Below are 24,396 nucleotides of genomic sequence, written 5' to 3'. Positions count from 1 at the left end.
ATGAAACATGTTAATAGACTTGTAGTATTTGGAGATAGCCTTCTAGATGGAGGAAATCTTATCCAAACACTAGATATACCTGGAGAGCCTTATTTAGGTGGCAGATTTTCTAATGGTTTAGTCTCTACTGAATACTTGTCTGAAATGTTAGCTAAAGAGCAGAAACAAGAACAAGTTAAACACAAAAACTATGCTATAGGTGGAGCTTTCACTCATGGACCAAATCCATCATCGTTGTTGAAGCATCATTCATATTCAGTATCAGATCAATTGGTTAGATTTGAAAATGAAGAAGGTAGATTCGCTGATGATGATCTTGTAGTTATAAATGGTGGTGCTAATAACTTTATGTTTATGGTTTATAATGAGATACCATATATAAATCTAATGGCAAAGTTTAGGGTAGCTCGTGATCTTAATAAGATAGTTAGAAAAGCTATAAAAATGGGCGCTAAAAATATAATAGTGTGGAATATCCCAGATGTAACAAGGGCTCCAGCTTATAAAGATTATCTTTCTAATTGGGTAGGTAAATTCTTTAAGTCATATTTGCAAATGAACATAGGTTTACAAAATGGACTATTAAGAAATCGTATTTCTGAGCAGCAATTGTTATTTCCTAAAGTTGATATTAAACTTTTTGACTTTTATACTTTGCTAAATGATTGTATCGACAACCCTGTTAAATATGGTTTCAAAAATGTTACAGATGTATGCGTTGATAGCTATGGTGGTGCAGATTCTCTTGGCAATATTCAGTATGATATAGAGGTTACTGGTGACCCTGATACATATTTATGTTGGGATTACTGTCATCCAACATCAAAAGCTAATCAGGTAGTTGCAAATAGGATGTTTGAACTTTGGAAACATAATGTATGAGGCACTATTTAAGCATATCTCTATAAGCGCCAGGCCATGAATTTTCTATTTTCACAGCACCTACTGCTTTTTCATAAAATTCTGCAGGTCCTACAGCACCTATGATTGCATAAGCATATCCTTTTAGCTTCATATCTACTAAGCAAGCTTTTAAAAGAGCTTTACCAACACCTAATCCTCTAGTAGATTCACAAACACCTGTAGGACCAAAAAAATTAAGGACAGTCGCATCATAGCAGGCAAAACCAATTAACTTATTCTCTTTAGTTGCAATAAATATGGATTTTGGACTATTCATAAATGCTACTTCTGCTTCATTAGCCCATGCTTGTGCAAAATTACCCTTTATCCAGTTAAGAATTACAGATTTTTCAGGAGCTATCGGTTTACGAATGATTACTTTTTCTTCTTTTAGTTTGTCTATGCAATTTAGGTTGGTGTCTAATTCATATAATTTAACTAACATATCAAAGTGTGACATTGCAGGCTCTTTATTGAGTATTATTAATAATAATTCTAATGTTTTATTTTAAATTAGGAAGCAAAATAACTTTTAATCTTTTTATTCTATTTAGAAATAGTTTATATTTAAGTTCAGATTCTTTTTTAAAAGTTGATATATGAAAAAAGTTTTGAACCTTAAGAGTCCCTGGTTATGGGTTCCTTCCATCTTTTTTATGGAAGGATTGCCAGGAAGTATGATAATGCTTGTACTCGCTATAATGTATAAAAATTTTGGTGTTTCGAATACTGATATTACCATTTATACTGGTGCTATGGTTTTACCATGGGTTATAAAGCCATTGTGGGCATCTTTGATTGATGCTGTTTTTACTACAAGATGGTGGATATATGCTATGGAAATAGCTATAGGTATTTTATTAATCGTTATGGCTCTTTCTTTAAAGAGTCACAGTTTTTTTGTTTTTAGTCTTTGTATCGGCTGGGTGATTGCATTTTTGTCATCAAGTCATGATATTGCTGCAGATGGTTTTTATATTCAGAATTTAACACCTGAACAACAATCATTTTTTGTTGGTCTACAATCAGCTACTTATAACTTAGGTAAGATTTTTGCTACTGGATTTATTCTAATGCTATGTGGTGTGCTTTATAGCAGTTCAAAAAGTTATGTTTTTAGTTGGAGTGTTTGTTTAGTTCTCTGTGGAGTGATCTGTATAGTTGTTGGATATTATCATAGATTTATGCTGCCAAGATCAATTAAAACAAAAAAGACAACTTTCAAGCAAGCTGCTATTAATTTTATTGATGTATATACTAGCTTTTTGAAAGTTAAGAACTTATGGTTAGGGGTTAGCTTTATTTTTTTATTTAAGTTTTCTGAAAGTATGATTGGTGCAATATTACCACTGTTTTTGATTGATTCTACAGTTAATGGTGGGCTTGGTCTTAGTAATACATTTACAGGTCTTGCTTATGGTACTATCTCTCCTTTAGCTATTATTTTGGGTGGTCTGATTGGTGGGTACTATATATATCGTAAAGGTTTTGCTGCAACTGTATATATAATGTTCTTCTTGGTGAATATGCCTCATATTCTGTATATTATTTTGGCAGAATTTCATATTTCTAATCATTTTGCTGTATTGGCGTGTATTCTCGTTGAACAATTTAGCTTTAGTGTCGGGCTTACAGCTAGTATATTGTTTGGTTATTTTATGGTTAAAGATAGTCAACATAAAACTGCTCACTATGCTTTCTTTACTGGCGTTTTGCTTTTAGGAAGAATGATCCCTGTTATGATAAGTGGTCCTTTGCAGGAGCTGATTGGTTATACAAATTTCTTTATTATAGTTTTGATCTCAGCATTACCTCTGCTATTTCTACTTAAAAGAGTCAAGGCTATGGTTGGAAATTATGGTAAGACAGAAGTTCGTGAGTTAAAATTTAGTTAGTTTTTAAACCCTGTTGCTATCACGTAGAATTCTCTCGATTTTGGTCGTGAAGACTTGGGTTTAAATTGAGTGACTTTGCTAAAAGACTCTCTTACTTGCTTTAGGAAATCATCAGAGCCTTCTCCTTGAAAAACCTTAGCTATAAAAACACCTTCTTTTTTTAGGTTTGAGTTTGCAAAATCTAAAGCAAGTTCTAAGAGGTAAATTGATCTAGCTTGGTCAGAAGTTTTATTACCACTTAAGTTTGGTGCCATATCAGATATAATACAGTCAATTTTCTCATTATTTACCAGTTCGTTTAATTTCTCATACGTTTCATCACTTGTAAAATCTCCTTGAATAAAATCTACACCAGCAATAGGAGTCATATCAAGCAGATCTAAAGCAATAAGCTTACCATTTTTGCTAATATATTTAATAACTTGTTCAGACCAGCCACCAGGCGCAGCTCCAAGATCTATCACAAACATGTTTGGTTTGAAGATTTTATATTTCTCATGTATCTCAAGAATTTTAAAGCTTGCTCTACTACGATAGCCAAGCTTATTTGCTTGGATTACATAATAGTCTGAAGTATGATCTTGCATCCATTTTTTTGTATTGGAGGTTTTTGACATTTTGTTCTGAATAGTCTTTTTTGTTTATTGTATGAATATTTTAGTTATAAATAAAGTTTTTTGCATAAGGTCATGTGACTTAATCTTGAGGTTATAGATCTTATAAAATAAGCACTTTACAGGTATACTAATCATAATACTAGATTTATGAATGAAAACTCTCTTATGTATAAAAAATTTTTGACATTCTCTTTAGTGGCTTTGTTGTTAGGGGCGTGTACAGTTAAAGAAGAGATTGAAGATAATATTGAGCACTATCATAAGCTAACTAGAATTCATAATGTTAAAGATTTAGATTATGCTAGCTATACAAATGATATAGAAGGTGTTAGGTTTTTAGTGGCAAATCATCCCGATCAGGTTATACATCTTGAAGGTAAAGATTTTGATAAAAGATATGATAAACTGCTTAATTACCTTAAAAACAGTGGTTATACTGTTATGGTGGCTGAAAAGCTGCCTTTAACAGCGACAGTGATAGCTGAGCTTGATAAACCTTTACCTGATCTTAAATATGTTGGTATTACAATGGAGCAAAATACCAGAATGGAAGATACAATATACAGTATTTCTTATGGAGATAATAAGTTTAAGGCTAGACAGCTATATAATAACTATAAGAAAAGTTTATGATTTCTTTTTAGTAAAAAGAGAAGCTAATATCAATAAAATAACTCCACATGTAATCGCAGAATCTGCAATATTAAACGCAGGCCAGTGATAGTTGCCAATATGAAAGTCTAAGAAATCGATTACATATCCTTGAAAAGCTCTATCGTAGAAATTTCCTAATGCTCCACCTAAAATCAATGAGAATGATAATAAGTTTATTTTAGCATTGGCAGGTTGTTTGATAATTAGGTATGTCAATATAATGGCTGCAACTAATGATACTATTGAGAACATTATCATTTGCCATGAAGTTTGGGAATTACTAAGTAAACTAAATGCTGCTCCATGATTATACAAAAGCGTTAAGTTGAAAAAACCGGTTATTTTCATAGGTTGAGCAAATTCTAAAGTTGTATTTGCTAAATGCTTTGTATATAAGTCAGCAACTATAATTAGTATGGCTAGGGCAAAGTATTTTAGCTTTGGCGCAAAAGATGATTTAGGCGAACTCACGAGACTCTCCAGTTTCTGTAGTTATATTTTCAACACAACGATGACATATTGTTGGATGCTCTTCATTCTGTCCAACTGTAGGGCTACGATGCCAGCATCTTTCACATTTTGTTTCTTCAATTTTGCTGATTTCTATAAATAACCCAGAAATATTTGCTTCTGTTGCATTGTTAGTTTTTTCTTCTAGAAGTTTTAAGTTGGCTTTTGAAGATATTAATAAGAATCTAAGCTCATTACCTAGTTTCTCAATTAGTTTATAGTTATCTTCATCTGCATAGAGAGTTATTTCAGCTTCAAGAGATGCTTTGATAAGATCTTCATTTCGTTTAATCTCTAAGACTCTATTAACTTCTGAACGGATTTCTTGAATTTTTGTCCAAAAATCTAGATCTAGTTCATCTTTTGAATCAAAAGATTTAAGTTCTGTATACCATTCACAAAGTTGGATTGGTAAATCTGTAGTTTTTGGAGTAGCTTCCCAAATCTCATCAGCGGTATATGACAGTATTGGGGCTATCCATCTAACAAGCGCATGCACGATGTGGTAAATTGCAGTTTGAGCTGATTTACGCGGATGTCCATCTGTTTTAGCGGTATACTGTCTATCTTTGATAATATCAAGATAGAAACTACCCATTTCAACAGAACAGAAGTGATGGATTAGCTGAGCTACTGTATGAGTTTGATATTTCTCATAAGCATCAATAATTTTATCTTGAAAATCTTTTGCTTTTGCAATTGCCCATTGATCAAGCTTAACTAATTTATCAAACTCAATAATATCTGTTTCTGGGTTAAAGCCATTTAGATTTGATAATAAGAATCTAGCTGTATTACGTAATCTACGATAAGTGTCAGCAGTTCTTTTTAAAATTTGATCAGATACAGCCATTTCGCTTTTATAATCAGTTGAAGCAGTCCATAAACGCAGAATATCAGCACCAAGAGTATTATAAATATCTTGAGGAGATGTTACATTGCCTAGTGATTTTGACATTTTACGGCCATGCTCATCAACTACAAATCCATGAGTAAAGACTTCTTTATATGGTTGGCTACCCTTAGCAGACATACCAACTAGTAGAGATGTTTGGAACCAGCCTCTATGCTGGTCAGAACCTTCTAGGTAAAGATCAGCTGGATATGCAAGTTGCTTGTCGATATCAAGGATACACATACTAGATGAGCCAGAGTCAAACCATACATCTAGAGTATCTTTTACTCGTTTATATTGATCAGTTTCTGATATAAAGTTACTATCTTCAGAATTAAACCAAGCTTCGATACCGCCTTTTTCAATTTTCTCAGCTACTTTATGTAGTATTTCAATAGTATTTGGGTGTAGCTCCTCGGTATCTTTGTTGATAAATAACGGTAATGGCACCCCCCAAGTTCTTTGGCGAGAAATACACCAATCAGGTCTGTCTTGAACCATGCCTTCTATACGAGCTTCGCCCCAACTAGGAGCCCAGCTAGTTTCTTTGATCGCTTGTAGAGCTTTATCACGAAGTCCTTGTTTCTCCATGCTAATAAACCATTGAGGAGTAGCTCTAAAAATTAGAGGTGTTTTGTGTCTCCAGCAATGAGGATAACTATGTTTAATTTTGTCAAAGTTCATTAAGCGTTTCTTTTCACCTAAAAGCTCAACGATTCTGTCATTTGCTTTGAAAACAAATTCACCTGCGAAAAGTTTTGTATTCTCACCATAGCAACCGTTTCCTTTAACAAAAATTTCCATAGATAAACCATGCTCTTTACCTAGGGCGAAATCTTCTACACCATGAGTAGGAGCCGTATGTACCATACCAGTACCAGAATCATCAGTTACATGATCTCCATGTAAAATTGGCACATGGCGATTATAGAAGGGGTGATCTGCAAAGATACCAACTAACTTATCGCCAGCAATGGTTGCAATTACTTTAGCATTTTCTAGAGCATATCTTTTTAGTGTAGGCTCAACTAAATTTTCTGCAAGAATTATATAAAAATCCTCTATTTTAACTAAGCTATAGTTTAGCTCATTATGTACAGCAATAGCTTGGTTTGCAGGTAGTGTCCAAGGAGTTGTAGTCCAGATAACCGCAAATGCTTCATGATTTAGTGATTCAAGTCCAAAAGCTTTTGCTAGTTTATCTTGATCTTTGATTTTGAATTTTACATCAATTGCTGGAGATACTTTATCCATGTATTCAACTTCTGCTTCAGCTAGTGCAGATCCACATGCGGTACACCAATGTACTGGTTTAAAGCCTTTACTTAAGTGACCATTATCTATTATTTTTGCAAGGGTTCTAATCATATTTGCTTCATAGTCGAAGTTCATTGTTAGATATGGTTGTTCCCATTGTCCTAACACACCAAGTCTTTTGAAGTCTTTCTTCTGAATTTCTACTTGTTTTTTTGCATATTTACGGCACTCTTTTCTAAAAGCATCTTCTGATATTTTTTGACCAGCTTTACCGTGTTTTTTCTCGACTTGTAATTCAATTGGTAAACCGTGACAGTCCCATGTTGGGATATATGGAGCATCATATCCACTTAGTGTTTTTGATTTAACTATTATATCTTTGAGGATTTTGTTTACAGCGTGACCCACATGGATACTTCCATTCGCATACGGAGGGCCATCATGAAGTACAAACTTATCTCTACCTGCAAAATGCTCTCTAATTTTTTTATAAATACCTTGCTTTTCCCATTTGTTAAGAATCATTGGCTCTTTGTTTGCTAAGTTTCCTTTCATTGAGAAGGATGTCTTTGGGAGATTTAATGTGTCTTTATAGTCACTCATTTGGTTTCCTTAGGTATTTAAAATATTTATATTGAGAAATCTAAACTACTTAAGCTCAAATTATAAAGTACAAAGGTAATTATGTTAATAGATAAATTATATAAATAGGTGGATATTAAACTAACTTTCTTGATAGCTCTTTTTATATAGAATAATCATAGTTAAATAAATAGCTATAGACAGGTAGAGAGAGTTTTCATGAAATTCTTTAAATGTTAGAGCACCAATAAAAGAGCCTAGTAAAAAAGATAATATTAATATTACATATAGTTTAAATTTCCAGGCTGCAATTTTTTTATTCTTGATCTTATAAGCTATAAGTAATCCTAGATCTGTTGTAGTTCCTGTCATATGAGTAGTTCTAATAATTGCAGAACCATAGTAAGTCGTCATAGCATTTTGTAATCCCATGCTCATGGCAAGTAGATATTCACAGTACCTTATATGATATTTAAGTAACAAAATAGCAATAGCCACTAAAGTTAGTTGTAATCCTAGATTGGTGGGGTAACTATAGTCTTGATTGTAATGAGGTTTTTTTATTATTAAACCACTGATTATAGCGCCTCCTAAGAAAAATATAACTAATAGAAGCATTCTTAGAAATATTAAATATTCTTGATCGGCTAGAAAAACACCAGCAGAAGTTAGATTTCCTGTTACATAACCTACAGAATTTTGTAAAAAACTTATTAGAGCAATAGCGTTAATATAGCCCCCATTAAAAGGTAATAAGATAGCTGCTATATAAATCCATGAGGTTGGCTGAGATATATAATTTTTCATTTTAGAATATAGTTATTTGAAATATTCTATCAAGACTTGAAGGATACTCCTTTCTTTAAAAAACTAAAATAGTTTATGATAAATTAAGAAATTAATTTTTTTGCAGTTTCTGTATCTTGAGTTATTTGAGATTTAAGTTCATCAAAAGAGTTGAACTTCTTTTCAGAGCGAATGAAAGATATGATCTCTGTAGTTATATGTTTACCATAGATTTCTTTATCAAAATTAAAAATGTGAGTTTCTAGTAAATTGTTTTTTCCATCAATAGTTGGTCTGGTGCCTGCATTGGTTACACCATAGTATGTATTGTCATCTAAGTAGACTTTAGATAGATATACTCCTTTTAATACGGAATTTTTAGGTAATTTTTGGTTTGCTGTATGAAAGCCAATTTTTCTGCCATTTTTTTGTCCATGAATTACTCTAGAATTAAATCGTAATGTTTGTCCAATCAGTTTGCAAGCCTGGGTTAAATCATGATCTGTGATAGCTTGACGTATTTGGCTACTACTTACACGATGATTATCAATATTTAGTGTAGAAACTTTATCAACCGTGAAATCGTGTATAGTTGAGAATTTTTTAAGAAGGTTATAATCCCCCACACGCTTTTTGCCAAATTTAAAATCATCACCTACAATTATGTGTTTTACATTTAGTTTTTTTACCAAAAACTCTTCAATGAAGTCTTGAGCCTCAATATTTGCAAATTTTTGATCAAATTTGTGGCAAATTATATTTTTGATACCAAACTTGTTTAGGTTTATGACCTTATTTCTAAAATCATATATTCTAAGAGGAGCTTTTTCTTTCAAGAAAAATTCCTTTGGTAAAGGTTCAAAAAAAAGGATATAAGGTGACAAATTATTAGTTTTAGCGATATTTAGCAGTTTACTAATTATTGCTTGATGTCCTGAGTGTACTCCATCAAATGAGCCTATTGCTACAGCTTTGGGAGTATTATCTATTGTTTTATTTAAATTTGTAATAATTTTCATTATATAAATAAAGAAGGTTTAATCTAATATTTCTTGGGAGTATAATAGCGTATAGTATTCATTTTTTGTTGAAAAAAAGCAACTACTGTTAGATACTTATCAGTTAGATGTTTTTTATTGTATTTTTAAACTAAATATTTTAAGTGGTTAGTCATGGAAAGACGCGGAAAAAAAATAAGAAAGTTACGTAATAAAAATGGAAAGGTTTTTGCAATAGAAACCAATCTTACAGGTAGGCAGCTACTAAACAACAGGGTGTTGAACAAAGATGTTGCCTTTAGTGTTGAGGAGAGATTAGCATTTAATCTTTTGGGGTATCTGCCAGAGAAAGTTGAAAGCCTTGAAGAGCAAGCTATTAGAGTTAGACGTCAGTTTGATGCAAAACCTAATTCTCTGGAAAAATATGTTTTCTTAAATAGACTTCATGATTTAAACACTACGCTTTTTTATCATTTCGTGCGTGAGAATTTAGAAGAAGTGATGCCTATTATATATACTCCTACGGTTGGTGAAGCTGTACAGAAATATAGTAGCCAATTTAGAAAGCAAAATGGTTTGTTTATATCTGTGAACCATAAAAGGCATATCGCTAAGATGCTAGAAAGATACGAATATAACAGTATAGATTTAGTTCTTGTAACTGATGGTGAAGCTGTACTTGGTATTGGTGATCAGGGTATTGGTGGTATGAACATTAGTATTGGTAAGATCATGGTTTATGTCGCTGCTAGTGGTATAGATCCAGCAAGAGTTTTACCTGTTCAGTTAGATATGGGAACAAACAATGATGCATTGATAAATGCTCCTGGGTATCTTGGTGTACGTTTGCCAAGAATTTCTGGTGAAACTTATGATGAATTTATCGAAGAGTTTGTGACTCAAGTTAAAGCAAGGTTTCCTAATGTCTTTTTACACTGGGAAGATATGGGACGTGATAATGCAACCCGTATTTTACAGCATTACAAAGATAGACTTTGTACATTTAATGATGATATTGAAGGTACTGGTATTGTTGCAGCAGCTAACTGTATCGCAGGCGTTAAAACTGCGAGTACAATTAAAATTAATGCCGGCGAATTAACTGCAGAGGAAGCTATAAGCACTATTTGTGACATTAAAATAGTAATTTATGGTGCAGGCAGTGCAGGCTGTGGTATTGCTAGGCAGCTTGCAGATGTAATTGCTGATAGAGCAGGTGTATCAATTGAAAGAGCTAGAGAAAGTATCTATCTGGTTGATAGATATGGTTTAGTGTGTGATAAGCTTAAGACTAAACGAATTACTCCAGAGCAAAAGCCTTTTGTGAAAACTAGTGAAGAGATCAATAACTGGAACGTTGAAGATTTTGACTATATAACTCTTGAAGAAGCTGTTAAAAATGCGAAATGTGATATTTTGATAGGAACTTCTGGACAACCAGGTTCATTTACGGAAGAGATTGTTAGAACTATGGCTGAAAATAATAGTTATCCTATTATTATGCCTTTATCAAACCCTACATCTCTATGTGAGGCTTTACCTGAAGATATAATCAAGTGGACAGATGGAAAAGCTTTAATAGCAGCTGGCAGTCCATTCCCAGATGTTATGTACAATGGTCGTGAATATCGTATTTCTCAAGGGAATAACGCGTTTATTTTCCCTGGTCTAGGGTTAGGCTCAGTTGCAGTTCATGCTAAAACTTTGACTGACGGTATGATTAGAGCAGCATGTTATCGTTTGAGTGAATTATCACCGATGGTTATCAATGAAGATATTACTCAGCCACTACTTGCTAAGATAACGGACTTAGTTGAAGTAAGTAGAGAAATCACAAAAGCTGTAGCAAAACAAGCTATATTTGAAGGTGTTCATGGGGTGGATATAGATCTAGAAGATCTAGATGAAGAAGAGCTTGATGCAGAGATTGAAAAATTGATTAATCTTTCTTCTTGGACTCCTACATATGCACCATATATGCCTATCTAGTTATTTATTAAATTATTCATTCTTTTTCATATCTAATTATAAATAAAATTACTACTTTGCTCCGTATAATTTTATTGAAAGTAAACTAAGTATTGTGCTAAACTCAGGAAGTCATTTGTTGCTGATTTTAGAAGGTGCTTGTCTGTGGTGCGTAAATTAAAGAAAACTTGTATTGTTTTAGGTAGTGTTTTAGCCTGTTGTGGCTATGCATATTCTGATGATTCTCCTGAGGTTGTTTCTCAAGGCGGACCACTTGGCGCAACAAGTATTGGTGACCAAAATATTGGAAGTAGTAAAACAAATTCTAAGTCAAGTTCTCAAACACAGACAACTAATAGTAATCAAGGGAATGAACAAGCTGCTAATGAAAGAGAGTTACTTTTAAAACTACAAGAGCAGGTTCAACAATTACAAGGTCAGTTACAGCAGATAAAAGCACAGAAAGGTGGCCTGCAAAATACTTCTAACGGTAGTTCGCAATTTACAACATATAGTTCAAAAGTAGATGGTAACAAAAGTCCTCGCTCAATTGCAGCAGCAGCTGGCGCAGGAGGTGATTTAAGTCAAGCTCTAGTTGGAGGTGAAAGTGCCTCTGATATTATGGAAAATGTCAATGCAAGTGACTCAATTGTAAATCTTGGTGATGCACCTGTTGGTGGTGTGTTTAATCAAAATGGAGGTATTGACGTTGGTGGTGCGCCTGCTATTACAACAGGAGGCCAGATTACATACTTAGGTGCCTACTCTGGTAACAACAGTAATCCTATTGGACAGATTTCATCAAACTTATTTGCTTCTACATTATTAGGCCAAAGAGAGAAGTTTGATGACTACTCGGTATTTTTTGGTGGTCTTATTGAGGCTGATGCCCAGGCGTGGTTTGGTAATAGTTTGCCAAGAGCTCCTGTTGATGGAAAAACTCCTCCAAATTCAAATGCTAATGGTCAAAATATATACCTAACTGGTGCAAACTTATACTTCCTGTCAAATCTTGGTCACTATGTAACAGCGCAATTTGATTTTGATACTGATGAGTCAGGATCTTTTGGGCTTGGGAATGCTTTTGTAATTTTTGGTAACTTAGATACTTCACCATTCTTCGTATCTGCTGGTAGAAGTAAGCTTTCTGTCGGTACATATGCCGGTGGTGGTACTTGGACATCTGGTATAACTAAATTCTTATCACCTGGTAATGTTACAAATGTAGCTGTTAACTATAAAGATCAAGTCTGGAACGCGAACATTGCTGTATTTGGTTCTAATGATAAGCGAGCGAATTTCTCTACGGGTCTTTTCTATGCTGATAGTTGGACTCAAAATTTAGTTGGAGCTTTTAACGTTGGTTATGTATTTAATATAGCTGGTGCAGGCAATTCATCTATAGGTTCAGCTCTAGATAATCTGACGGGACATTCAGAAGATAATGTCGGTGCCTTTAACGTTGATGGTAACTTGACTTATACAATTGGTGGCGGTTTCCTTAACTTAGGTGCAGGATGGGCGACCACCAGTAAGAAGGAAGACTTTAATGGCACTGGTGAGGGAGTTTTATCTGGTGCATGGTATGGCGCAGCCAACTATTCATTAGTTTTAGGAGGCAGAAGTACAAACTTTGGTGTTACTTATGGTCAGTCATATAACGCTAAAAATATACCAATGGTAACAGCAAATGCTTCTCCTAGTTTTGGTAAGAGTGCTGTTGGTATTAAAGAACAGCTTGTTTTCTCTGCTCAGAGGGCTTATTTTGATGATAATGTACTGTTCGGTCCAGAATGGGCTTACCAGAAGCTGTATACTGGACAGTATATGAATACACTTACTTTAGATATGTCGGTATATATCTAGTAAATATTTCATGTTTAAAAGAGTTATTACCCTAATAATATCTTTTATTTTCTTTGGTGTTAGTTTCTCAGCTAGCAAAACCTCTAGTGTTAAAAAGTCAGAAGTAGATAGACTTACAAGTCAAATTGAACTTCTTCAAGCACAGATACAAGAGCTTGATAATAAACAAAATAACGATGATATAGTAACTGAGTTTGGCTCTCATCAAGAGGCACAGTTTAGAGAAGATATAAGCGCAGATCATGAAAATGATAAAATCCGTGAGCAATATTTACAAGAGCAGATAGCATTAGGGGATTCTAATGATGATAAAGGTGTCGATGTTGCGAATCAGGTTAAGATCACTACTCAAGGTGAGGTTACCTATGTGGGATCATTTTCTAGTAATAATACTGTACCTATAGGTCAGTTACCAAGTAACCTTTTTGCATCAAGTATTTTACGCCAAAGAGGTTTTTTTAATGACTACTCAATTTTCTTTGGTGGGTTTATACAGGCGGATGCACAAATCTGGAGAGGTTCAGATATTACTATGAATAATGGTAGTACATTTGATGGTAGTGGTGAGAATGTATATCTGACTAGTGCAACTTTATATTTCTTAGCTAATTTAGGTCATTATGTAACAGCCAACCTTGATTTTGTTGCAGACCAATATAATAACTATGATTTACAAGATGCTTTTGTAATATTTGGTAATCTTGATACAACTCCAGTGTTTGTTTCTGTCGGTAAATATAGACCATCTGTTGGTTCGTATGGTGGTGGTGGACCATGGACAAATAGTATTACAGCAAATATGTTTCGCCCACTTAGGGTGACAAATGCGGCTGTTAATTATAAAGGAGATACTGCCAATGCTAACTTTACGCTTTTAGATTCAAAAAATCATGCGACTTTCTCATTAGCTTATTTTGATGCTGTTAATTTTCAGGATATTGCTCAAGTTGGTTTTAACATAGGATATATGCACGATATTCGTGGTGCTAGTGGAAGGTTTAATTTTATCAATAAAAGGGTTGGTGAATTTAATGTAGATACAGCATGGAGCTTTAATGATATCCCATTTTTACCAGGCAGTTTAAACCTAGGTGGCGGTTGGGCTACTACAACTACACAAAGCACACAGTTTAATGGTTATAGTAATGCCTTTGCAGGTGCTTTTACTGTTCAGGCAGCATATGCGTTTAAGTTATTTGGAAGTGGACAGAATATTAACGTCAGTTATGGACATTCATATAATGCTGATAATATACCAATGCCATTATCTGCTGAAGGGAGTTATTTTAAAGCAGAGTCGGGTATCAAAAATCAGGTTTTGATATCAACACAGAGAGCATTTTTTGATGATAATGTTTTATTAGGGCCAGAGTATTCTTGGCAAAGTCTTTATAATGGTCAATATATGAATACTTTCACACTTGATCTTTCAGTTTATATTTAATTTTTAATTTTACAGGAGTAGGGAAGTGGATTTTGTAATTCTTAAAGGCTTAGAAATAGATAAATTCTTAAATGATGTGATTGATCTTAGAATTAAGGTCTTCAGAGAATATCCTTATTTATATGATGGTAATCTTGAATACGAAAGAGAGTATTTTAAAGATTTTATAAAAGATTCAACAGCTAGAGTGATTTTGGTTAAAGACGCTGATAAAGTAGTAGCAGTGGCTACATCTATCGCATTATCAAATGCTCACTTATGTGATGATACTCATAAACCGTTTGTTGAAAAAGGCTATGATGTTGAGAGATTTTATTATTATGGTGAAATTATGATAGATCAGGACTATCGTAATCAAGGTATATCAAAGCAAATTTATCAACTTAGAGAGAAAGAGGCTAAGTCTTTGGGGTTTGATAAATTATGTTTTGCTACTATTATTAAAGATTCTGATAATATTCCAGCGGACTACTTTGATCCTAATAAAATGTGGAAATCAATGGGATTTGTAGAGCGCTTAGATATGCGGGTAGAATGTAGTTGGCCAAAGATACAAGCTGATGGCTCAACTAAAGAGCAGACTAGTGGCTTAAATTTCTGGATTAAAGAGTTTTGATAAGCATACTTACCTTATTTTATCAATTGTTTTGTAAATATAGCCTTAAGATGAACAGCAAAAAGACTATTGACCGACTTATATAATTGAGGGTTAATTCTGTGCATATAGGAGGTTCAAAACCTATATTTCATCTATCGCTTTATAAAATCTCTCAAATAGAGTAACATTAGCATAATATTTTAATTATAAGATTTAAGAATAATAATGTCTTTTTTAGTTGCAATAGTCGGTAGAGCAAATGTTGGGAAATCAACGCTCTTTAATGTACTGACAAACTCTCGTGATGCCCTAGTTTTTGACTTTGAAGGTGTTACTCGTGACCGTCAATATGGTCAGGCAAAATATGATGGTTTAGACTATCTTGTTGTTGATACCGGTGGTATATCTGATCAAGATGCTGGTTTTGACGAGTTCATGGCAAAGCAATCTGAAATGGCTATAGATGAAGCTAATTTGGTCTTTTTTGTAGTAGATGGTAGATCAGGTATTACATCAGGTGATGAGTATGTTGCTAATCTTTTACGTCAACGAGATAAAAGAGTTATTGTTGTCGTTAATAAGGTTGATGGTGTTGATGAAGAAGGTGCAATGGCAGACTTCTATAGTTTTGGCTTTGATAAGGTCTTTGCTATATCGGCAGCACATCGTAGAAACACTCAAAAGCTTGTAGATAAGTTTTTAAAAAAACCTTTGAATGAGTATTATCAAGACTATACACAGTCAGGCGAGCATAAAGAGCAAGCTCGTCATGGTATCCATTACTCTCTAATTGGTCGTCCGAATGTTGGTAAATCAACTCTTACAAATAGAATGTTGGGTGAAGATAGAGTGGTCGTATTTGATATGCCTGGTACGACTATTGATAGTGTTAGTATTCCTTTTGAGCGCCATGGTAAGAAGTATACTATTGTTGATACAGCAGGTGTACGTAAGAGAGGTAAAGTAAAACAAACTCTTGAGAAGTTCTCAGTTGTTAAAACTCTTCAAGCTATTCAAGATTCAAATGTTGTTGTAGCTGTAGTGGATGCTCGAACTGGTATATCAGATCAAGATTTGAGCTTGATACATTTTGCTATCAAAAATGGTAGAGCCTTAGTTTTAGCCGTCAATAAATGGGATGGCATGAGTGAAGAAGATAAAAATCAAGTTAAACAAGATCTAAAGAGGAAGCTATTTTTCTTACAAGATTATGTAGATATCCATTTTATTTCAGCACTACATGGTACAAATGTAGGACATATTTTTGAATCAATAGATACTGCTTATGAATGTGCAAATAAAAAAGTAACTACAGCAGATGCTACACGACTGATGCAATTAGCCGTTGAGGCACATACTCCTCCGATGGTTGGTAAATTTAGAATTAAGCTAAAATATGCACATGTTGGAGGACATAATCCTCCTGTAATTGTGATTCATGGAAATCAAGTAAACAAATTACCAAATTCATACAAAAGATATTTGGAAAACTTCTTTAGAGAAGCTTTAGAGTTTAGAGGAACACCTATAGCATTTGAGTTCAAGCAATCAGAAAATCCATTTGCAGATAGAAAAAATAAGAGAGCAAAAGATGAAGGCAGTAAGAGTAAGAAAGCTAGATAAGATTGCTGATGAAATAACTATCAATATTAGTGGAGCAAAAAATGCCTTGCTTCATTTAATTTTTGCGAGTCTAATTCCTGACTCAAAAACAAAGTTTACAAATGTTCCTACAACTCTTTTGGATTACAAAGGCGCTAAAGAAATATTAGAAAGTGTAGGTGCTAAGGTTGTAGAAAAAGGTGAAAATGTCAGTATTGATACATCTGGTATTACTACAGATATGCTCGAGTTATGTGGAGATATGACTTCAAAGACTCGTTGTTCATTAATGCTTTTAGGTTCTATGTTGAAGAGAAAGGGGCGCGTTAAAATAGGTTTCCCTGGAGGATGTAGTTTTAGTGAAAAAAGGCCTTTTGATATACATTTGACAGGTTTGGAAGCTTTGGGTGCAGAAGTAAAGTTAGCTGATGATCATATAGAGGTTTCTTATAAAGAAGAAAAAAATGCTGAGTTTAGAATGGCTTTTCCATCTGTTGGTGCAACTATGAACCTTGTAATGTATGCTGTGATAGGAAATTCACAAGTTATACTTGAAAATGTTGCTCTTGAACCAGAAGTGGTTTCTTTGATTGATTATCTAAATAAATGTGGTGCTAATATAGACTTTGATCTTGAAAGTCGTAAGATCAAAATTCTTGGAGTAGCAAGATTATCAGGTTGTGAATTTGAAATAATATATGATCGCATTCAAGCTATGACATATGCTGCTATGGCATATTTGTATAAAACAAATGTAACAATTACAAATATTAATACTCAAGATACTTATAATATCAAAAAACCTCTTGAGAAATTGACTAATGCAGGTGCTAAGTGGGAATACGATAAGGATGCTCAGCAAATCAAATTCTTCGGTAAAAATAGTAATATTAAAGGAGTTGATATAATAGCAGCACCTTTTCCACATTTTCCAACAGATCTGCAGCCTATCTATGCAGTGATGTTACTTATGGCAAATAGCTCTAGTACGATTCAAGATACTGTTTATCCAGAACGCATTAATTATGTTTATCAAATTCGTAAGATGGGGTTTGATGTCTCTATTGATAATAATTTGATCAAGATAAAACCAATCAAAAATTTGAGTAATATTCGCGCTGCCATAATGAGTGTTAAAGACTTGCGTGCTGGTATGGCTTGTTTGATGGCTGGATCCTTGTTAGATGATTCATCAATTATAAATAATGCCCATCAGATATTTAGAGGGTATAATAACCTTATAGAGAATATGTCGCACTTCATGAAAATAGAAGTTTTGGAAGATAACGCTTAGGTACAAATGTCAAAATATATATCTTTAGAAAAATACAATACTTATCGAATTAAGTCTTATGCAAAGCATGTTTATTTTCCTAGTAGCGAAGAAGGACTGTTAGAAATTATAAATAATCATCAAAAGATATTTTTTCTTGGTAATGGTAGTAACATTATTTTTGCAAAAGAGTATTATGAAGATGAAATAGCGTTTGTGGTTTTTTGTGAAAAGTTTAATGCTTTTTCTATAGCTGGTAATTGTGTAAAAATCCAAGCAGGGGCTTTGCTTCAGGATTTAGCATTAGCAACTTATAAAGCAGGGCTAAGTGGAGTAGAGACCTTTTATGATGTGCCAGCAAGTGTTGGTGGAGCTTTAATTATGAATGCTGGTGCTTATGGTGATGAAATATACACCTTTGTAAAGAGTGTTAGGGTTCTTGAGTTAGGGTCAGGACAGATAAAAGAGTATCAGAAAAGCGACATAGAATATGGCTATAGATATTCTATGTTTAAATATGATAATAATGCATGCATAATTTCCGCAGAATTTGAGTTTGAGAAAAAAACTCATCAAGAAATAAAATCAAAGCTGGATGATATCTATTCACGTAGGCTAGCAAATTTACCACAACAACCAACTGCAGGAAGTGTTTTTAAAAGACCACAAGCAAATATGCCAGTTGGGGTAATGGTGGAAGAGCTAGGTTTGAAAGGAAAAAAAATTGGCGATGCTCAAATTTCACCAAAACACGGCGGGATTATAGTCAATTGTGGTAGCGCTAAAGGGACTGATATTATTGGTTTAATAAATTTAGTTAAAGCTGAAGTATTGAAACACTATAATATAGAGTTGCATGAAGAACAAATTATTATCTAGATGTTTAGTTAAAGAGCTTTTTTATATGTTTAATATCTAATATACTTTGCTTAGGTAAAAATTTTCTATTAAGTTATGAGAAAAAAAGTTTTATTTTCTTTTGTTATTTTTTTTATAGTTTTAAATAGTGTTGTTGCTGATACTAGAACTGTTGTAGATAATCAAAATATACATGCTGATAGCAGTAATCCATTAAGAGAGTATGCGAAAAAAACAGTTAGTAATAATGATTCAGCGTTAAAAACAACTAAGACTAAAGATGAATTAGACCTTCCTAGTGATAGTAAACTTGATAATGCTCCCTCTGCTGGTGATTATGGAACTAATCTAAGTAGTTTAGTAGATACATCTGATGATAGTTATGAAAAGCTTCTAGCACATGCCGAAGAAATATTAGGAGATGATGTTCACTCAGAAACTAGGAAGAAAATAGATCTTTTGACAAGTGATTTAGAAGAAAAAATAGCAAAAGAAAATCAAAGCAAACAACATGAGTCGATGAAAAAAACATCTGAAAAGGCTAATCAGATAATTAAAGATGAACATGATATAAAGAATGATTTTAAAAAGCCTCATGATTACTATCAGGGTAAATCAGCTAAAGACTATATTGATCAAGACGTAAAAAATTATAATGATGCTTATGAGATCGAGAATTATCATGATTTATTAGAAAATATTAAAGATCCTGAGCAAATAGAAAAAACATTTGATGAGATAGACGATGATGATAATAAATATCAGTATAAACTCAAAGATGGTTATCCTATCGAACAAATTACAACAGTTGGGCTTTTAGAAGGGCAAGAAAAGCGTCTTAAAAAATGTTTGATAATGAAAACCTATGGTGGAGGTACATGGCGTACATATTGCCAGCCACTTAAAAAACCAACACAATGTCCTAGTTATGATTGGGACCAGCTAGATACAATGGCTATTATGTATTGTTAATTAATTATCTGACTTATCTATTTTTCTTAAAATCAGCAATCTGCTGTTTTAGTTCATCAAGACTTACTCTATTTGGATTAGCTCGAGGCTTAATATCATCTTGATTTTGTTTTACAGCATAACCATATAGAGCTTCAATCTCTAGTTGTAAATTTTGTTTGAAGTATTTTATAAAAGATTTCCATTTGTTTTTACCAGTTAACCCCGTACTCATTTTTGTATCAGATAGTGGTTCATTTAATGCTCTGATATCATCAAATAAGGTGTTTGTGTTTTCATAGGTAAATGTTATTAGATCTGATTCAATAGCGGGGGTTTTATACTTACTTGCTTGAAGAGTATTTCCCCAAGTTAGCAAATCTATCATATCATTGGTATGTTTAGTTTTACTGACATTAGCAAAAGCATCTTTCATTGTAGCAAATGATTTATCACCAAATGTTGAAAAGAGCAAGATTCCTTGATCATGAAGAAGATCATAATAGTTATCAAGCTCTTGAGCTAAATTATCAGTTAAGTGAATAATAGAGTTAGAAATAACAATGTCAAACAATTCACAATTATCAGTACTTGTATGAATTTTAGTCATAGGGAACCTAATTCTTAATATTTCCAAATACTTATCATCTATATATCCAGTTACTAATATATTTTCAGGATTAAGTTTAATAAAATCTAGTCTTTTTAGGAGTCGTTGAGCAATTTCATTTTTTATAAATGAATGCTTATAAAGTTTTCTATTAGAAAGATGCTTTAAGAAAAGTCTGTAATTAAACATATTAAAAAGATTTATTTGTTTGTTGCATGAGATTGTAATAGTTTTTTGAGCGCTAGGAAAGATATTGCTTTGTTAAAATTTATTTATATAGGCATTTTCATCGCTGACGCAGATATCAAAAATTTAGTTATGTTACTAGATTAGTAACATATTTAAACTATAAAAAATGACACTTTGTATATTTACAGTTATAATGAAAGTACTAGTAATTGGCTACGATAGTAAAGAAAATAGGTGATATTATGTTTTCCAATGACTATACAGTTGCTCTTATAGGTGAAGTACCAGAAAGTATAAGGCAACAGCTAGATTGTCAAATTGCGAGTTTTCCTAATATGCAGGAAAATGAAATTCATTTATCATATAATGGTATAGATGCTGTAATTGTCACAGCGGATGATGAAAAATCACTTGTAAGAATAGTGTCTGATATAAGATCTAACGTTGATACGTATTTGCTGCCAGTCTTCTGTATTGATAATGAGTATGAAAAATATGTTGATAAAAAATATACTGACTTTAAATCATTAAAAGAATATATAAGCTTGACCAAACATGAATTCATGCCTTTAGAATCTCAAGAACATCTAAAAACTAGGGCTCAAAGAGAGTGGCGCTTTAGACTCTTAACTTACTTATTTACTAGGAAGATACATAACCAATCATTGAATGTTTTTATTGATAAAGAAACATTTAGATATCCTCTAATTGAAATTTTCAGCGAAGAAAAAAACCACTCCTTAGACTGGCTTACTGAATTAGAATCAAGTAATTTTATTGAAGTCAAAAATCAAAGCTACAAAGAAGTATTGAAAGAAGGTAGTTTAGAGGAAATAAAAATTTGCGATTATCAAATAACTGATCAAGCTGAACATTTTATTAGGACAAATGTTGATTATGCCTTATCTGTTTTTGATAATATTAATTATGTTATTCCTGATTTTTTCTATACTTTATTAGAGTGGAACTCTAATATGCAATATAGAAATAAAGAGTTTTATTTTTCATTAATACATATTACTTTCTTAAAAGATTGGGATGTCAAACAAATAGATGATTTAGCGAAAGGTGTAAAAAATATCTTGCGTAAGACAGACCTTCTAACTCGTGTTTCTGAGAAAGACATTTGGATTTGGCTACCAAACACATCTAAAGAAAACTCTATAATAGTATTGGATAGAATTAAAAATATAAAGATTTCTAAAAATATATATGATGAAGATATTCATGCTAGTGATATTGCTAAAATAAAGTCATTTTTCTCTATTGACCTAGGGAAAATTGATAATGCAGAACAAAAAATTAAAGAAATTTCTTTTAATTAAAAATATTCGGATGGAAATTAATTATCTAAAAATTTTGTGAATATTTCTGAGAGGGGTTGTGGTCTTGAAAAATAGAAGCCTTGAATGAAAGCTCCACCAAACTCATGTATTTTATCTAATTGTTGCTTAGTCTCAACGCCTTCAACTACAATATCTAAGTTAATTTGCTTAGCAACATCGAACAATGCCTTAAACACACTAACTACAGCTATATTATTTTGTTTTTCTAAACCATCAGTTAAAGATTTATCTATTTTTAAAGTATCAAAATCATAAGCAACAACTCTATTTAGGGATGAGTACTCTACACCAAAGTCATCAACTGCTAAGCGTATATTATGTTTATGGAGTTTTTTAATCGCCTCTCCTAAATCAGTTTCTGAAAACTTCATAAAAGCAGATTCTGTTATTTCTAGTTCAATAATTATTTTATCTGATATTTCTTTTTTCTTTTGTTGAATTAAATCACAAAGTTTAAGCATATAGTCAGGAAAGTTTTTGACCATAGGTGATATATTTATAGAAACAACAAGTTCTTCTTTTATATCTTTGATGTTTTGCATATCTTCAAAAACTTTATTAAAGACTATTGTATTTAATCTTTCTGCAAACCCATTTTTTTCTATTAGATGAATTACTTGATCAATTCTAAGATCATTTAGGTGATCTTGAGGTCTTATTAGGGCTTCTATTCTGGCACAGCGATTATTGTTTTTAATATCTATAATAGGTTGATAGACAATATTAAAACTTTCTTCTTTTAATATCTTATTTGTTAGAACATTTAAGTTATTACTTCTAATATATCTTGTTCTAACGTCATCATCAAAAATACAAATTGATGGTTTTTCTTTTTTAGCTTCATAAAGAGCATAATCAGCATGATTCATCAAACTACTATGAGAATCTTTTGTGTTATATATTGCACCACCTATACAAGTTGTACAGTTCAAATTCATGTTATTGATAATATATGGTTTTTCACAAGTTTCTATTATTCTTTCTGCTATTTTTCTTATACTCTCGACACAAGTATCTTTACAGAGTAAGACAAACTCATCACCACCAAGCCTAGCAAGAATATCCTTTTCTTTTGTTCTAGTCTTACTATATACTCTGGAAGCAAATTCCTTTAAGATTTTATCTCCTACTTTATGACCATAAAGATCATTAATTTTTTTGAAGTTATCAATATCCATAATTAGTACAGCAAAACTTTCCTGAGAGTTTGCATAATTACTAAGTTCTTTATCTAATTGATTTTCAAAAAAACGTCTACTATAACAGTTTGTCAGGCTATCTTTGTTTGCAAGTCTTTCTATTTCATTGTACTGCTCATTTGAGGAGATAATAGCTCCTATTGAACTAACTACAAGCTGTAGAAAGTCTGCTATTTTTTTCATGTTATAATAATTACTATTAATTATGCCAAGGCAGCCGACTACTTTCTTATCATCTCCAAATATTGGAACAATAATATAATTATTAATATCTAAATCTTCTTCGAATAAACCTTTTAAGCTCTTTTTAAATGCTTTATTATCCTTGCCTATTACTCCTTCATATAAAGCTTTTTTTAGTAGCTCTGGAATTGTACTCGGATCTATACTGGTATCTTGAATCTTTTTATCTTTTGAGTTCAAATAAAAAGTTTTTCTTAGCTCTGATCTATCGTCTAATATGGTTATAAAGCCAAATTTACTATTTGAAAAACTAAGAGTATGTTCGATTGCCTCTTGAAAAGTTTTTTTAAGATCTTTTCCTTTCATATATTTATTCTGTATTTCAGAATTTCTTAAGATGTAATTTTCAAGACCTACTTTTTCTGTAACATCCCAACATACACCAACAAGTTTTTTAGACTGATTATTTCCTTTTTGTAGGTAGTTTGCAAATAACTGTATAAATTTAGTTTTGTCAGAAGTATTAATCCTAAAAATAGTTCCAAATGATTTCTTTTGTTGACAGCTTTGCTTAATCTCATTATCAAATGCTTTTCTATCTTCTGGGTGAATCTTTTCTAACCAAAAATCATAACTACTGTCAAATTCTTTAAACTCTGTTTCATATAAAGATAGCATCTCTCTATCCCATATAAGCTTATTTGTCAGCAGGTCAAGTTCCCACATCCCAAACTCTAAAGCCTGTAAAGCCACGTGCATTTTATTTTCTAAGATATCTTGAGTAGATAGGTCTTGAATAATTCCTAAAAATGTAGTTTCTGTATCGCTTTTAACCTCACTAACAGAAAGCAGAATTTTAAATTTTTGGCCATTTTTTTTCATAGCCTCAACTTTTCTTCCAGTACCAATAATAGATGCTTTTTGAGTTCTTCTATAATCAGCGAGATAGTCATCATGTTTATTTGATATATTTGGAGGCATCAGAATTTTTACATTCTGTCCAACTAGCTCGTTTGATTCGTATCCAAATAATTTACAAGTGGCGTTATTTACCATCAAGATAAATCCAGCATCATCAATGATTACAACTGAATGAATAGCTGCTTCTAATGCTTTAAAATAATCTATTGATTTGGGTTTAACCATAAAACTCAACCACAAATGTTTAGTTACTATAAATCATTCTATAGTTTTAAATATAAAGAATCTAGA

20 protein-coding genes are annotated in these 24,396 nt (G+C 32.5%); 12 read left to right on the top strand and 8 right to left on the bottom strand.

What is annotated here, in order from left to right:
* Positions 1 to 882 carry an SGNH/GDSL hydrolase family protein gene (locus tag QI37_RS04360; protein WP_040008881.1) on the top strand — a complete coding sequence of 294 codons (882 nt, stop codon included), beginning with the start codon at positions 1 to 3 and terminating at the stop codon, positions 880 to 882.
* 4 nt (positions 883 to 886) lie between these two features.
* Here QI37_RS04360 and QI37_RS04355 read toward each other — a convergent pair whose 3' ends face one another.
* The gene (locus QI37_RS04355) at positions 887 to 1,363 is read right to left on the bottom strand and encodes a GNAT family N-acetyltransferase (protein ID WP_040008880.1); all 477 of its coding nucleotides are present in this window, start codon (positions 1,361 to 1,363) and stop codon (positions 887 to 889) included.
* Positions 1,364 to 1,502: 139 nt separating this feature from the next.
* Here QI37_RS04355 and QI37_RS04350 point away from each other — a divergent pair, with 139 nt between their 5' ends.
* Positions 1,503 to 2,798 (top strand): MFS transporter, encoded by a 1,296-nt coding sequence (locus tag QI37_RS04350; RefSeq protein WP_081946981.1) that lies wholly within the window; start codon positions 1,503 to 1,505, stop codon positions 2,796 to 2,798.
* On the opposite strand, the gene QI37_RS04345 is transcribed toward QI37_RS04350, so the two are convergent.
* Complete coding sequence (locus QI37_RS04345; protein ID WP_040008878.1) at positions 2,795 to 3,415, bottom strand: RlmE family RNA methyltransferase; 621 nt, start codon at positions 3,413 to 3,415, stop codon at positions 2,795 to 2,797. The two genes, QI37_RS04350 and QI37_RS04345, sit on opposite strands and share 4 nt — an antisense overlap.
* 165 nt (positions 3,416 to 3,580) lie before the next feature.
* Between QI37_RS04345 and QI37_RS04340 the strand changes: the two genes are divergently transcribed.
* On the top strand, positions 3,581 to 4,048 hold the full coding sequence (locus QI37_RS04340; protein WP_040010700.1) for a hypothetical protein: 468 nt from the start codon (positions 3,581 to 3,583) through the stop codon (positions 4,046 to 4,048).
* Here QI37_RS04340 and lspA read toward each other — a convergent pair.
* From lspA to ribF, 4 genes are all read right to left on the bottom strand, one after another.
* Positions 4,043 to 4,540, bottom strand: a complete 498-nt coding sequence (lspA, locus tag QI37_RS04335) for a signal peptidase II (protein WP_040008877.1) — start codon at positions 4,538 to 4,540, stop codon at positions 4,043 to 4,045. The two genes, QI37_RS04340 and lspA, sit on opposite strands and share 6 nt — an antisense overlap.
* Positions 4,527 to 7,334 (bottom strand): isoleucine--tRNA ligase, encoded by a 2,808-nt coding sequence (gene ileS, locus QI37_RS04330; protein ID WP_040008876.1) that lies wholly within the window; start codon positions 7,332 to 7,334, stop codon positions 4,527 to 4,529. Before ileS ends, lspA begins: the two co-directional genes overlap by 14 nt.
* A 120-nt stretch (positions 7,335 to 7,454) precedes the next feature.
* Positions 7,455 to 8,120, bottom strand: coding sequence for a YoaK family protein (locus tag QI37_RS04325; protein ID WP_040008875.1), 666 nt, complete (start codon positions 8,118 to 8,120; stop codon positions 7,455 to 7,457).
* Positions 8,121 to 8,203: 83 nt separating this feature from the next.
* Positions 8,204 to 9,118 (bottom strand): bifunctional riboflavin kinase/FAD synthetase, encoded by a 915-nt coding sequence (gene ribF / locus QI37_RS04320; RefSeq protein WP_040008874.1) that lies wholly within the window; start codon positions 9,116 to 9,118, stop codon positions 8,204 to 8,206.
* 153 nt (positions 9,119 to 9,271) lie between these two features.
* Here ribF and QI37_RS04315 point away from each other — a divergent pair, with 153 nt between their 5' ends.
* From QI37_RS04315 to QI37_RS04280, 8 genes are all read left to right on the top strand, one after another.
* Positions 9,272 to 11,086, top strand: a complete 1,815-nt coding sequence (locus QI37_RS04315; protein ID WP_040008873.1) for an NAD-dependent malic enzyme — start codon at positions 9,272 to 9,274, stop codon at positions 11,084 to 11,086.
* Between the two features lie 144 nt (positions 11,087 to 11,230).
* Positions 11,231 to 12,931, top strand: a complete 1,701-nt coding sequence (locus QI37_RS04310) for a DUF3573 domain-containing protein (protein ID WP_040008871.1) — start codon at positions 11,231 to 11,233, stop codon at positions 12,929 to 12,931.
* Positions 12,932 to 12,941: 10 nt separating this feature from the next.
* Positions 12,942 to 14,375 carry a DUF3573 domain-containing protein gene (locus tag QI37_RS04305; protein WP_040008869.1) on the top strand — a complete coding sequence of 478 codons (1,434 nt, stop codon included), beginning with the start codon at positions 12,942 to 12,944 and terminating at the stop codon, positions 14,373 to 14,375.
* 25 nt (positions 14,376 to 14,400) lie between these two features.
* Complete coding sequence (locus tag QI37_RS04300) at positions 14,401 to 14,991, top strand: GNAT family N-acetyltransferase (RefSeq protein ID WP_040008867.1); 591 nt, start codon at positions 14,401 to 14,403, stop codon at positions 14,989 to 14,991.
* A gap of 207 nt (positions 14,992 to 15,198) precedes the next feature.
* Entirely contained in the window at positions 15,199 to 16,596 is a 1,398-nt protein-coding gene (gene der, locus QI37_RS04295; protein WP_040008865.1) for a ribosome biogenesis GTPase Der, read from the top strand.
* The gene (locus QI37_RS04290; RefSeq protein ID WP_040008863.1) at positions 16,565 to 17,869 is read left to right on the top strand and encodes a UDP-N-acetylglucosamine 1-carboxyvinyltransferase; all 1,305 of its coding nucleotides are present in this window, start codon (positions 16,565 to 16,567) and stop codon (positions 17,867 to 17,869) included. The genes der and QI37_RS04290 overlap by 32 nt, the downstream gene beginning before the upstream one ends.
* A gap of 6 nt (positions 17,870 to 17,875) precedes the next feature.
* Positions 17,876 to 18,727: a UDP-N-acetylmuramate dehydrogenase gene (gene murB, locus QI37_RS04285; RefSeq protein WP_040008861.1), complete on the top strand. Its 852-nt coding sequence runs from the start codon at positions 17,876 to 17,878 to the stop codon at positions 18,725 to 18,727.
* A 75-nt stretch (positions 18,728 to 18,802) separates the two neighbouring features.
* Positions 18,803 to 19,678 carry a hypothetical protein gene (locus tag QI37_RS04280; RefSeq protein ID WP_040008859.1) on the top strand — a complete coding sequence of 292 codons (876 nt, stop codon included), beginning with the start codon at positions 18,803 to 18,805 and terminating at the stop codon, positions 19,676 to 19,678.
* A 13-nt stretch (positions 19,679 to 19,691) separates the two neighbouring features.
* Here QI37_RS04280 and QI37_RS04275 read toward each other — a convergent pair whose 3' ends face one another.
* A complete protein-coding gene (locus QI37_RS04275; RefSeq protein WP_040008857.1) occupies positions 19,692 to 20,456 on the bottom strand; it encodes a methyltransferase domain-containing protein in 765 nt (254 codons plus the stop codon).
* Positions 20,457 to 20,698: 242 nt separating this feature from the next.
* Here QI37_RS04275 and QI37_RS04270 point away from each other — a divergent pair, with 242 nt between their 5' ends.
* Positions 20,699 to 21,781 (top strand): hypothetical protein, encoded by a 1,083-nt coding sequence (locus tag QI37_RS04270; protein ID WP_040008855.1) that lies wholly within the window; start codon positions 20,699 to 20,701, stop codon positions 21,779 to 21,781.
* A gap of 17 nt (positions 21,782 to 21,798) precedes the next feature.
* On the opposite strand, the gene QI37_RS04265 is transcribed toward QI37_RS04270, so the two are convergent.
* Positions 21,799 to 24,330, bottom strand: coding sequence for a bifunctional diguanylate cyclase/phosphodiesterase (locus QI37_RS04265; protein ID WP_040008854.1), 2,532 nt, complete (start codon positions 24,328 to 24,330; stop codon positions 21,799 to 21,801).
* Positions 24,331 to 24,396: the final 66 nt, after the last annotated feature.

Origin of the sequence: Candidatus Francisella endociliophora (assembly GCF_000764555.1) — a bacterium.
Classification (GTDB): domain Bacteria; phylum Pseudomonadota; class Gammaproteobacteria; order Francisellales; family Francisellaceae; genus Francisella; species Francisella endociliophora.
This window is presented reverse-complemented; position numbering and strand designations above follow the sequence as displayed.

What these genes read in the sequence shown, in the direction of transcription:
- QI37_RS04360 (WP_040008881.1), top strand. Translation starts at nt 1, where the DNA reads ATGAAACATGTTAATAGACTTGTAGTATTTGGAGATAGCCTTCTAGAT.
- QI37_RS04355 (WP_040008880.1), bottom strand. Translation starts at nt 1,363, where the DNA reads ATGTCACACTTTGATATGTTAGTTAAATTATATGAATTAGACACCAAC.
- QI37_RS04350 (WP_081946981.1), top strand. Translation starts at nt 1,503, where the DNA reads ATGAAAAAAGTTTTGAACCTTAAGAGTCCCTGGTTATGGGTTCCTTCC.
- QI37_RS04345 (WP_040008878.1), bottom strand. Translation starts at nt 3,415, where the DNA reads ATGTCAAAAACCTCCAATACAAAAAAATGGATGCAAGATCATACTTCA.
- QI37_RS04340 (WP_040010700.1), top strand. Translation starts at nt 3,581, where the DNA reads ATGTATAAAAAATTTTTGACATTCTCTTTAGTGGCTTTGTTGTTAGGG.
- ileS (WP_040008876.1), bottom strand. Translation starts at nt 7,334, where the DNA reads ATGAGTGACTATAAAGACACATTAAATCTCCCAAAGACATCCTTCTCA.
- QI37_RS04325 (WP_040008875.1), bottom strand. Translation starts at nt 8,120, where the DNA reads ATGAAAAATTATATATCTCAGCCAACCTCATGGATTTATATAGCAGCT.
- ribF (WP_040008874.1), bottom strand. Translation starts at nt 9,118, where the DNA reads ATGAAAATTATTACAAATTTAAATAAAACAATAGATAATACTCCCAAA.
- QI37_RS04315 (WP_040008873.1), top strand. Translation starts at nt 9,272, where the DNA reads ATGGAAAGACGCGGAAAAAAAATAAGAAAGTTACGTAATAAAAATGGA.
- QI37_RS04305 (WP_040008869.1), top strand. Translation starts at nt 12,942, where the DNA reads ATGTTTAAAAGAGTTATTACCCTAATAATATCTTTTATTTTCTTTGGT.
- der (WP_040008865.1), top strand. Translation starts at nt 15,199, where the DNA reads ATGTCTTTTTTAGTTGCAATAGTCGGTAGAGCAAATGTTGGGAAATCA.
- QI37_RS04290 (WP_040008863.1), top strand. Translation starts at nt 16,565, where the DNA reads ATGAAGGCAGTAAGAGTAAGAAAGCTAGATAAGATTGCTGATGAAATA.
- murB (WP_040008861.1), top strand. Translation starts at nt 17,876, where the DNA reads ATGTCAAAATATATATCTTTAGAAAAATACAATACTTATCGAATTAAG.
- QI37_RS04280 (WP_040008859.1), top strand. Translation starts at nt 18,803, where the DNA reads ATGAGAAAAAAAGTTTTATTTTCTTTTGTTATTTTTTTTATAGTTTTA.
- QI37_RS04275 (WP_040008857.1), bottom strand. Translation starts at nt 20,456, where the DNA reads ATGTTTAATTACAGACTTTTCTTAAAGCATCTTTCTAATAGAAAACTT.
- QI37_RS04270 (WP_040008855.1), top strand. Translation starts at nt 20,699, where the DNA reads ATGTTTTCCAATGACTATACAGTTGCTCTTATAGGTGAAGTACCAGAA.
- QI37_RS04265 (WP_040008854.1), bottom strand. Translation starts at nt 24,330, where the DNA reads ATGGTTAAACCCAAATCAATAGATTATTTTAAAGCATTAGAAGCAGCT.